We start from the raw sequence: 10,604 nt of genomic DNA on the forward strand, positions 1-10,604 counted from the left end.
ACCCCGGACACCCCAAACACACAGACCCAACACCAACACGACCAAGAGACCACCACGACTCAAACCCGCACCCCCTAAAGTTCCTGGCATTGGGAGGGGTCCCCGGAGGGGCTGCGTTGTTCCGGGGGCCGGATCCCGGCCTGCGGGCCGGTGGGCCCTGCGGGGCTGCGCAGCAGTGCAATGGGGCGGCCCGGCACCGGCAAAGCGACTGACGGTCGGGAAGTGGTCGGGACTCATGCCCCGCTGTGCGGGCCCGTTGTCGGGTGACACCTGTGTCCTGGGGCGGACGGACCCGCCACCCGCCCCCAATGTCCCATTTTGGAAGGGGCTTTGGGGAGTGCTCCGGCGGGTCATGCGTCCTGAGTTCGGTTAACCGGGCCCCACGATGCATGCCCCCTCAGACAGGCCCACTCAGCGCCTCACCAGTCACACCCGCCCCATTCCCCACGGTCCGGGGAGGGGAAGTGGCCGGGGCTCGTGCCCGGCGGCCGGGTATGTGGGTGGTGGGGTGGGTGTGACTCATGGGGCGGCAGTGGGCCGGTCAGGGGTGACGATGTGCCGTGGGAACGACTTAACCGAACCCAGGACGCACGACCTGCCCGGGGCCCCTGGAATGGCTCGCCAAACTGGGACATAGGGGGCGGGCGGCGGGTCCGTCCCCCTCAGGCAACAGGTGCACCCGTCAACGGACTGTCACCAGCGGGGCATGAATCCCCACCACCCACCCACATCAGCTCGCTGAGCCGGGGCCGGGCCGCCCCACTCCACTGCCGCGCAGCCCCGCAGGGCCCACCGGCCCGCAGGCCGGGAAAGAAGCCGCCCCACGATCCCAGCCCCCCGGGGACCCCTCCCCCCGGGCCGCCCCCCCCTCAAAGCAGCACTTGCGGTGGAGGGTTGGGAGTCAAGGGAGGAGCGCAGCGCAATCGGCGCAGCCGACGCGACGAAGGAGCGCCCTTGACGCCCAACCCGCAACCGGGACACTGAAACCCAGGGGCGGCCCCCACCCGCCACCAAACGCACCGGCCCACCCCGACTACCCCTCGGCCCTCACCCGCACCCCACAACGCACCACCACCGCCACCGGCCCGCCGAGGGCGGATCCGGTGGAGCCGGTGCGGGCTCAGGCAGGCATCGATTCCACGATCCAGAGGGGACCGTCCGCGCATTCCACCGCTACGCCGCCGGCGGGTTCGAGGGAGGTCCGCAGCACCCTGAACCATTCGCCCGCCACCAACGCGGTTGGACCGGACCTACCCGAACTACCGAATCGCGTGGCGCGTACCTGATGGTGGATCCGGGTTCTGGTGTGCCCCCAGTCGATACGGGAGAAGCCGGGCTCCATCCACCCCGCGTAAGAGGCATGTGCGGCGCACTGCGCGGTACCGGGAAACCCTTCGCCCACACGCTCAAGAGCCGTGGGGAGAAGGCGCGAAATGTATTCGTCGACCGCACCCCAGATACGCTCCGGAAGCACATCGTCGTCCAGTACGATTCCGGATTCCTGGATCAGGATTCCGCCCGAATCGAATTCCTCATCCATCCAGTGAATACTCACTCCAATTTCTGGGTCACCGTTCCTGATGGCCCAATTCACGGGGATGGGACCGCGATATTTCGGCAGCATCGATGTGTGCACGTTGATGGCCCCCAGCGACGTGGCCCGCAGGGCGGAGGGTGGGAACTTCCAGGGGAACCCGTAACAGATCAGGAGGTCCGCACCATATCCGCGCAGGGTCGCCGACAGCACCTTCTTGCTGCCGGGCAGGAAGAGATCGACCCCCTGCGGAATCCCGTCGGCGATCTCGCCGATCACCGGTCCGGCGCCGGACCTGGTCGGTCCGCCGGGCCTCAGAGATCGTGCGTGTACATACGCCACGGGCGTGTGCGCGGCCCGTTCACAGACTGTCTGCAGGACCGCGAATCCCCGCGCCGAATAGGACACCAGGATGACACGCATCGATCCGCCCAATATTTCACGAGACCGGACACTCGGCCTCTACGCTTGAAGGTGGTGCACGGCAGGGGGAGGCAGAGGGGCGACGCGGCGCTCGAAGAAGCTGTTGAGCCGCTCTCCGGATTTATGCAGGTCCAGAATGGTGCGCTTGCACTCGGCGATCACCCCACCATCGGTGTATTTCATGCCGCCGGCAAGGTTTCCGTCACCGTCATAAATAATCTCGTACAGTACGGAGGATCCAATGATGGCGATTTCCGGTAACACACCATCGGATTCACGTAAAGCGGTGTCGCCCCACCCCACGACCCGCGTGTCCTCTCCGCACTGTTCCTTCAGGTGCAGCAGGTGGAGTTCCCATTGAAGATAGGGGGCGATTGGCTCCTCGACCACACGGACGCGATGGAGACCGAACCCGTGGTCCGCGATCTTCCGGAAGTATCTCTCGTAATGACCTCGCTGCTCCGCGATGAGCGAGAGAGCCTTCCCCCACTCCCCGCGGAAGAACGCTTCCCAGCTCTTCACCCCGGGCTCTCTGAAAGTCTGCTGGCGTTCGAGCTTCCAGAAGCCCGCGCTGCCCGCGCGCCAGAAGTGCCGGTCGAAATCTTCCAGGTACGCGTCCAGCTCAAGCCGGTCGCCGACCGCATCCGCCAGGGCGCTACGCATCCGGAATATCCTCCTTCGCGGCCACGGCCGTCGTGCGCGGGATGATGACCAACCGCTCGTCGGGGGCGATTTTCACCCCATCAGGAAGATGCGCCCGATAGGAATCGGTGAGATCCCTGCCGATCACCGCGATATCACCGTTCTCCAGCTCCCAGACGTCCGGGCAGCCGGACTCACCGCCTGTTGTTCCCAATTCCTCGGGGGATTTGCCCAGACGACGGACCAGCGGCGAAGAGGGATCTGCTTCCCACGCACGAATCACGCGAATCCTCCAGGTGAGTTGGCGCGAGTATGACCGAGCACACATCGCGATGCAACGCTGAGTGACGAGTTCGCGCCAGGGGGTGTCCCCAGGAAGGTCCACCGGAAACCGGCCCCGGCCCCGCGGCTACGTGCTTCCCTGAAGGTCCCGGTACGTCGCGAGCTTCTCCCGGGCAACCACCGTCCACGGATGACTCGGGCCGAGTACCCGTTCTCTCCCCTCGATGACGATCTCGATCTGTTCGACGGCCTCCGCAAGCTCACCCAGCGCGGCGAGGACACTGCCCAGCAGGCTCCGGGAGGCCATCGTGATCGGATACTCGGCCCCGTAGCGCAGCTCATGAGCGGCGAGTGCCCTGCGGGCCAGTGGCAGCGCTTCCACTGGCTGACCTGCGTTGAACAAGGCGTGGGCGCAGTTGAGTTCGGCCGAGAGGGTGATCGGGTGATCCGGGCCGAGTTCACGGTGGCAGTCGGCGACCAAGCCGAGCCCTCCCGGGGCCTCCTCGTCCAGTTCGGCTCCCGGTGGCAACTCCAGCAGACACGCGCGCGCCTCCAGCGTCAGTGGATGCGAAGGGCCCCATCGCGCCGCCCGTCCTGTCGCCGCCCGGCGCATCAGCGCCACGGCCTCCGCCGTATCACCGAGCCAGGTGAGCGGGCGCGACAGATGCAGACAACTCGTCAGGGCGTCCGCGGAGTCCGCACCGTACACACGCTCCAGATCGGCGAGCACCCCGCGGTGCAGCTCCGCCGCCTCGGTGAGGCGTCCCAGACGATCGATGGACTTCCCCACGCGTTGACGGAGTCTCAGCACGAGGAGGTGATCCTCGCCCAGCCGGGGCCGCGCGAGTTCCACGGCCTGGTTCGCGACGGCGAGCGCCGACGCGTAGTCACCGGCGCGGTGCTGAGCCGTCACCAGCCGCAGAGCGCACGCGACCGCTGCCTCGGCTGTCGGCTGTCGCACGGCGGACCAGTCCCGTACGCGTCGAAGGAGCACGAGGACGTGCGAGGTGAGGAGGTTGAGCCGGGCGTCCTGTGTCCCGCGCTCGGGCATTTCCGGGAGGGCCGACGCCAGGAGACCGGCGGCCGTGGCGGCGAGCCGATCGCGCTGGGCGTCGGGAGTACCCCGGGCAACGCTGTCGAGCAGCACGCCGTGCGTGCGCAGGCAGCGCGGGCCGCCACCCGGTACGAGCTCGGTGAGCGAGTGGTCGAGGAGTCCACGCAGCGCCAGTTCGACGCGGGCCGCGGGCAGATCCGGGCCGAGTTCGACGCCACTGAGCAGAGAGAGCGGGAGCGGGTCGCTTGCCCAGCAAGCCAGCAGTCTCAGCAGGGGGGTGGCATCAGGCAGTCCCTGTCTGACGAGAGCGTTGAGCGAGAGCTGCCACGTGCCGCTGACCAGATAGCGGGAGTCGTTGCCGACGGCGCCCGCGCCCTGGTCGATCAGTTCGATGGAGTCCTGGCGGTCTTCGAGGCGGCGGCCGTACTCGGCCATGGTCCAGGGCTCGATCACCTGGTGGGCCAGGAATCCGCCGGCGAGCGTCAGCGCGAGCGGAAGGCGCCCGAGCCGGTCGGCGATCGTGCCGGCCTCCTCGACGGTCCCGGTCCCCGGCGCGAGATCGCACAGCACCTGGGCGGCTTCGGGACGTGGCAGCACCCCGACGTGGAGCAGTTCGGCGGCGGGCCACCAGTGGTTCGCCGACTGACGGGTGGTCACGAGAACGGTGCCGCGCGGACTCGTGCGCAACCAGCCGCCGTCGCGCAGCACCGCCGGATCGTCCGCGTTGTCGAGAACCAGCAACCAGGGCCGGTCGGACTGGTCGAGCCGGTCCCAGACCAGGTCGGCCGCCGCGCGCAGACCATTGCGCGCCGCCATCAGTTCGCCCTCGCCCGCTCCCCGGTCGGCGGCCACGGCGAGCATGCCGGCGCGTAAGGAGGCGTGGTCGGAGGCATTGACCCAGAGACCGAGGCGATCGGCCTCGTTCGCCGCGTACCGGAAGAGCGTGTGGGCGACGGCCGTCTTTCCGCAGCCCCCGAGGCCGTGGAGGACGAGGACCCCGTTTCCCGCGCCTTCGGCGACAGCGGCCCGCAGGCGCACCATGAGCTCATCGCGGTCACGGAGTATCGCGGGTGCCCGTCCCACGGCGGGGTGGCGTACCGAGTCCGGTCCGGACCACGACGGTCCGTGGTGATGGTGTTCGGTGATGTGCTGGTCGCCCGAAGCCTGGTAGACGCGCCCTTGATCCTCGGCCCGGCCGTCGTTGCGACCGGTCACCGCTGATCGATGTGGAGGTCACGGCCCGCCTGGTAGATCCGTGCCTCGCCGGAGGCGGTGGCCTGTTGGGTCGGCAGGGGCTGGGCGTGCGCACCCGGGGCCACTTCGGCCAGCAACACGCGCAGGTCCTCGGCCAGTTCGGGGTGCGCGGTCAGCAACCGTCGCACCCGGCCCTGCCACTCCGTCCGGATCTCCGCCTCGGTCTCCAGGTCACCCGATGCCTGGGCGATGAGCAGTTCGTCCCGGGACGAGTCGAGCTCGCCGGCGATGGCCTGCGCCCGGTCGGGCCGGGCCCGCCGCCAGAGCAGCAGTAACCCCTCTCTCATGCTCTGCCAGGTATCGGTCGCCAGCAAGGTGACAAGTGTGGTCCCCGCGGTGCCCGCCAAAGCGGCCAGCTCCGGTTCCATACGCGTAGCCCTCCGTGAAAGCGCGGTGTGCCGCATCACGCGGCGGGGTCCTCGGCGGACAGTCCGGCTGATGAGCGGCGGCCGGTGAACCCGCCGTACGGACCCCCCTGGGTGAGAGACGGGCAGCGGCCCGGCCATCACCCATCGTAAAGCCGAGATCACACCGGGGGAACGGGCGGCCGTCATGCCGTGGCCCGCTCCACCACCGTCGCCCCCTCGCCGGGGACGACGCCACCCGTGCCACGCGGCAGGCGCCCAAGGCGACGACGGCATCGAGCAGTCGACCGCACGGGCGGTGGGGCGTCCTTGACCGGAGGCACGCCCGGATCCGGCCGCCGTTTGCTTGCGGAAACCTGCTGTTGAATATGGTCGGCGCACGCTGCTCAAGCGTGGCAGACACCCCTGGGAGAGGCAGAAATGGCCGAGGATCTGAATATCTCCGCAGGTGAGCTGAGAGCTTCGGCCGGGGCCGCGGAGGGCCTGGTAACCGATCTACAGCCATCACTGCGGAAGGCGATCAGCGACCTGACGGACGCATCGGCCTCGTTCCAGAGCTGGACAGCCGGGCGCCGAATGGAAGAGACCAGCGACGGCTGGGGCTCAGCACTTGAGACGCTGCGCGACAGGTTGTCGGAGCACGCGCAGGGCATGCGGCTGCTGGCCAACGGCCGCGACATCATGGAAACGGATGTCCGCGGCTCCTTCACGGGCTGGTGACACGGAGACATGCCGGAAGAATTCGCGCGATTACTCAAGCAGGACTTCTCGGAGCTGGACGCGGCATCCTCCTCCTGGGTGAACCTCGCCGAGGCACTGGGCAACACCAAGACCGGCAGCGGCAAGCGAGTAACCGGGCCCCTCCACAAAGCGGGATGGACAGGCCTCAGCGCCACGTACGGCTTCGACGCCATAGAAGCCACCGAGAGCAAGCTCGGCACAGCGCAAACGAACGTCCAGCTGATCGCCGCGACCCTGGACACCCTCCAGACCAAGATGCAGGCGGCTCAGCGCAAGCTGCGCAACGCGGTGGCCGACGCCGAAGAGGCCGGACACAAAGTCCGGGACGACGGATGGGTGGAACCAAAGCAGGCCGTGGACCCCAATTACCACAACGACGGGGACTACGAGGACTTACAGCAGCGAGCCAACGCGGGACTCGGCGGCTACCGCGCACGTATCGACGAGGCCATCGCCGACGCTACGGGCGCCAGCCACCAGGCAGCCGAAATCCTGCACCAGATCGACCCGTTCGACCTCGACAAACGGTACGGCGTCGCGAATGCCCAAGAGGACGCCGCGCGGGTCGCCGAGTTCGCCGGGATCAGCGCGAAGGACATCCCGGACGGCAAGGATCCGAAGCAGACGGCGGACTGGTGGGCGGGGCTGAACGCGGAGAAGCAACACTTCTACCTCGCCGCGTTCCCCGACCAACTGGGCACGCTGGACGGCCTGCCCACCGCTACACGGGACCAGGCCAACCGGACGATGCTGGACATGCGCCTCAATGACTATGCGCTGCGGGAGGGCGACCTGGGCTACCACGAGAGGAGCAACTACCGCTCTCTGAGCTTCCTCAAGGACCGCCTGGACAAGACGGACACCGCCCCCGCCCATAAGCAGCTGTATCTACTCGGATTCAGCACCGAGAAGGACGGCCGGGCGATCGTCGCCGTCGGCAACCCGGACACGGCGAAGTACACGGCGGTCCAGGTTCCTGGTACGAGCAACCAACTGGACAATGTGGGCAGCCAGATCGACCGGGTCGACAAGTTGCAGGACGCGGCCGCGGACTGGAACGGTGCGAAGGGATCCACAGACGTTTCTGTCATTTCCTGGTTGGACTACAACGCCCCCGAGGCCAACTTCGACCCCGCAGACCCCGAACTCAATCTGGCTATCGCCACCGATGGACGGGCGCAGGACGGAGCCGAGGGTCTTCGCGACTTCACCCGCGGGCTCCGTGCCGCCCACGAGGGGGAGCGCGGCCATCTGACCGTCCTCGCCCACAGTTACGGTTCCACCACCGCCGGCGCAGCCGATGCGGGCGGCCGAGGGCTGGACGCGGACGACATGGTTGTCGTCGGCAGCCCCGGGTTGACGGTCGACCGAGCGGATCAGCTCCATGTCGATCCCGGGCGTCTGTGGGTGGGCGCCGCCGACAACGACCCTGTCTCCAACTTGGCCTCTGGTCTGACGCTCGGCGCCGACCCCAAAACGTCTGAGTTCGGTGCCCGGAGGATGTACGTCGATACCCAGGACCATGGCGGCTACTGGAACGACGGCAGTCGGAGCCTGGAGAACATGGGAGCCATCATCGCCGGTCAGCAACCGGGCGCTGGGCGGAATCCCTGACCTAAGGAGACGCACGTTCATGCGCTCAATGCGCCGGAGCACCGCCGTTCTGACTCTCACACTGCTACTGGGAGGCTGTATGCCCGACAAGGGAAACGATACAGATGACGACGCCAATGCCCCCCTGCCTCGGATGAGCAAGGAGAAGGCAGAGGAATGGGCGAAACACTGGACCGTATCCATGGCTCGCACCGCCAAAGCCGAGATCGAACCTGAAACCGATCCTGATCTGCCTGCGGCGAAGTTCACCAACTGCATCGGGAAGAACAACGAATCCGCCGATGACGGCCGGTTTACGCTGCGTTACTCCGTGCGTGCGAAGCTGCCACAGCCTCAACACGCCGACGCTCTCTACGCAGTCAGGGACGCTCTCAAGGAGCAAGGGCTGGAGATTCAAGACTTCCGCACCGACCCCAAGGTCAGCCCGCCCAATCTGCTGTATGCCAAGCACCCCAAGGACCAGCAGTTCATTTCCGTCAGGGACAGCGACGAGGAACACCTCGTACTCATCGTCAGCACCCCCTGCCTCCTCCCGCCCGACGCCGAGCAGAAGCAGTTCTGACACGACCAGGGCCATCGAACCTCAAACCCGCAAGCAGTAGCCCCGCCCGCATTCTTCGCCCTCGGGGCCGCCGGCGCGCAGGAGCAGATGCCTGGTCCGCAGTGGACGATGGCGTTGGTGAAGTTCACAGGCAGCCAACTCAACTTCGCCAAGGACGTTGTTGAGCCCCCACTTCTCAGGGTCTCCCTGATCCGTGCCCACACAGTCGGCAATTTCTACACATACCGAACATCTTCCCGCTCGGGTCATGACGACTGGCGCCGACCGCCACCGGTGGCCGCGCCGCACGGGACAGCGAGGACCGGACCCGACCGTCCCTGCGCTTCACCACCGCCCAGCGGCAGGGCTTTCTGAGGTAGTCGGGGTGGGCCGGGACGTGTGGATGCGGGTGGGGGCCGCCCCTAGGTTTCAGTTTCGCGGTTGCGGGTCGGGCGTCAAGGGCGCTCCTTCGTCGCGTCGGCTGCGCCGATTCCGCTGCGCTCCACCCTTGACCCCCAACCCTCCACCGCAAGTGCTGCTTTGAGGGGGGCGGCCCGGGGGGAGGGGTCCCCGGGGAAGCTCCCATGTTCTGGCGGCCGGATCCCGGCTTTGGGCCGGTGGGCCCTGCGGGGCTGCGCGGCAGTGGAGTGGGGCGGCCCGGCACCGGCTCAGCGAGCTGATGCGAGTGGGTGGTGGGGACTCATGCCCCGCTGGTGACAGTCCGTTGGCGGGTGCACCCGTCAGCAGGGGCGGACGGACTCGCCACCCGCCCCCAATGTCCCAGTTTGGCGGGCCATTTCAGGGGCCCCGGGCAGGTCGTGCGTCCTGGGTTCGGTTAAGTCGTCTCCACGGCACATCGCCACCCCTGACCGGCCCAGTGGCCGCCCCATGAGTCACACCCCTCCCTCCGCTCACGTGCCCCGGGGCAGCGGGGCGGGTGTGACTGGTGAGGTGCCTAGTGGGCCGGTCGGAGGGGGGCATGCGTCGTGGGGCCCGGTTAACCGAACCCAGGACGCATGACCCGCCGGAGCACCCCCCAAAGCCCCTTCCCAAAGGGGACATTGGGGGCAGGTGGCAGGCTCTCCGCCCCAGGGCACAGGTGTCACCTGACAACGGGCCCGCACAGCGGGGCATGAGTCCCGACCACTTCCCGACCGTCAGTCGCTTTGCCGGTGCCGGGCCGCCCCACTCCACTCCCGCGCAGCCCCGCAGGGTCCACCGGGCCGCAGGCCGGGAAAGGACCGGGCCCACGATCCCAGCCCCCCGGGGACCCCTCCCCCAGTAGGTCCAACACTCTGGGACTTGCTCGGGTAGCGGGACGTTTCCGCAGGTCACAAGGGGTATCCCCATGGCGACAGGCACTCAGGTCAAGGCGCGCAGGAAACCTCTGGTCTCCAGAGAGACCATGAAGAAGACCACCGACCGGGGCACAGCCCCCGTCCCTGCTGCACTCGACAACCGCCCCGAAGTTGACTTGTTGCTGCGTAAGTCCAAGGTCGTTCGCGAGGGGGAGCGCGCTCTTTCCATCCGCGCACAGGAGGAGCGGGGCCGTGCGTGGGCCGAAGAGAACGGCTACCGCGTCCGTAAGGTGTGGAAAGAGAACCTGTCGGCATGGTCCGATGTGAAGCGTCCGAAGTACGACGCAGCTATGGACGCCGTACTCAACGGTGAAGTGACCTGTCTGTGGGTTTACGCGCTCGACAGGTTCAGCCGTAAGGGTGCCGAAGCGGTCGTGCCGATCCTCGGCAAGGCCCGAGTGATCTTCGACTATGAGCGTCTTGACTCGATGGACGAGCGGGATCGCCGTTGGATCATCGATCGTGCGGAGAACGCGCGTGAGTACTCCCAGCGTCTGTCACACAACGTCCGCAGCACGAAGGCGAAGCAGCGCAACGAGGGGCGCTGGCTTGCACGGGCGCCGTTCGGTCTGGTCGCCGATCCAGCCACGCGCAAGCTGTCCCCGGACCACACCCCCTACATCTGCCTGGCCAAGGGGAAGCGGGAAGTCACGCCGTGGGAAGTAGTCGTGCGCATCTACACGGGGATCGCCGGGGGCATGTCAGCGCGAGCCATGTCCCGCGCGTTCAACGCCGAGGGCATCACGTCCGCCACCGGTAAGGCATGGACCGGTGCCACCATTCGGGCCATCCTCGT

9 protein-coding genes are annotated in these 10,604 nt (G+C 67.6%); 4 read left to right on the forward strand and 5 right to left on the reverse strand.

Annotated elements, in window-relative coordinates; all coding sequences use genetic code 11:
• Window positions 1-1,120: 1,120 nt before the first annotated feature.
• From ABTZ59_RS36465 to ABTZ59_RS36485, 5 genes are all read right to left on the reverse strand, one after another.
• Window positions 1,121-1,813, reverse strand: a complete 693-nt coding sequence (locus ABTZ59_RS36465; RefSeq protein WP_351425484.1) for a methionyl-tRNA formyltransferase — start codon at window positions 1,811-1,813, stop codon at window positions 1,121-1,123.
• 183 nt (window positions 1,814-1,996) lie between these two features.
• The gene (locus tag ABTZ59_RS36470) at window positions 1,997-2,620 is read right to left on the reverse strand and encodes a DUF6879 family protein (RefSeq protein ID WP_351425486.1); all 624 of its coding nucleotides are present in this window, start codon (window positions 2,618-2,620) and stop codon (window positions 1,997-1,999) included.
• The gene (locus tag ABTZ59_RS36475; protein WP_351425489.1) at window positions 2,613-2,882 is read right to left on the reverse strand and encodes a hypothetical protein; all 270 of its coding nucleotides are present in this window, start codon (window positions 2,880-2,882) and stop codon (window positions 2,613-2,615) included. The genes ABTZ59_RS36470 and ABTZ59_RS36475 overlap by 8 nt, the downstream gene beginning before the upstream one ends.
• Window positions 2,883-3,008: 126 nt before the next feature.
• Window positions 3,009-5,150: a tetratricopeptide repeat protein gene (locus ABTZ59_RS36480; protein ID WP_351425493.1), complete on the reverse strand. Its 2,142-nt coding sequence runs from the start codon at window positions 5,148-5,150 to the stop codon at window positions 3,009-3,011.
• Window positions 5,147-5,557, reverse strand: a complete 411-nt coding sequence (locus ABTZ59_RS36485; RefSeq protein WP_351425496.1) for a hypothetical protein — start codon at window positions 5,555-5,557, stop codon at window positions 5,147-5,149. The genes ABTZ59_RS36480 and ABTZ59_RS36485 overlap by 4 nt, the downstream gene beginning before the upstream one ends.
• A gap of 417 nt (window positions 5,558-5,974) precedes the next feature.
• Here ABTZ59_RS36485 and ABTZ59_RS36490 point away from each other — a divergent pair, with 417 nt between their 5' ends.
• The 4 genes from ABTZ59_RS36490 to ABTZ59_RS36505 all read left to right on the forward strand — a co-directional run.
• On the forward strand, window positions 5,975-6,274 hold the full coding sequence (locus ABTZ59_RS36490) for a hypothetical protein (protein WP_351425499.1): 300 nt from the start codon (window positions 5,975-5,977) through the stop codon (window positions 6,272-6,274).
• Window positions 6,275-6,283: 9 nt separating this feature from the next.
• Window positions 6,284-7,909 (forward strand): alpha/beta hydrolase, encoded by a 1,626-nt coding sequence (locus tag ABTZ59_RS36495; protein WP_351425502.1) that lies wholly within the window; start codon window positions 6,284-6,286, stop codon window positions 7,907-7,909.
• A 79-nt stretch (window positions 7,910-7,988) separates the two neighbouring features.
• Window positions 7,989-8,471, forward strand: coding sequence for a hypothetical protein (locus ABTZ59_RS36500; RefSeq protein WP_351425505.1), 483 nt, complete (start codon window positions 7,989-7,991; stop codon window positions 8,469-8,471).
• Between the two features lie 1,384 nt (window positions 8,472-9,855).
• On the forward strand, window positions 9,856-10,604 hold a 749-nt coding region (locus ABTZ59_RS36505; protein ID WP_351425508.1), incomplete at its 3' end, for a recombinase family protein.

The sequence above is a fragment of the Streptomyces sp. NPDC094034 genome, assembly GCF_040303865.1.
In the GTDB taxonomy this organism is placed as follows: domain Bacteria; phylum Actinomycetota; class Actinomycetes; order Streptomycetales; family Streptomycetaceae; genus Streptomyces.

Coding starts and splice junctions, on each gene's coding strand:
- ABTZ59_RS36470 (WP_351425486.1), bottom strand. CDS start 2,620: ATGCGTAGCGCCCTGGCGGATGCGGTCGGCGACCGGCTTGAGCTGGAC.
- ABTZ59_RS36485 (WP_351425496.1), bottom strand. CDS start 5,557: ATGGAACCGGAGCTGGCCGCTTTGGCGGGCACCGCGGGGACCACACTT.
- ABTZ59_RS36490 (WP_351425499.1), top strand. CDS start 5,975: ATGGCCGAGGATCTGAATATCTCCGCAGGTGAGCTGAGAGCTTCGGCC.
- ABTZ59_RS36495 (WP_351425502.1), top strand. CDS start 6,284: ATGCCGGAAGAATTCGCGCGATTACTCAAGCAGGACTTCTCGGAGCTG.
- ABTZ59_RS36500 (WP_351425505.1), top strand. CDS start 7,989: ATGCCCGACAAGGGAAACGATACAGATGACGACGCCAATGCCCCCCTG.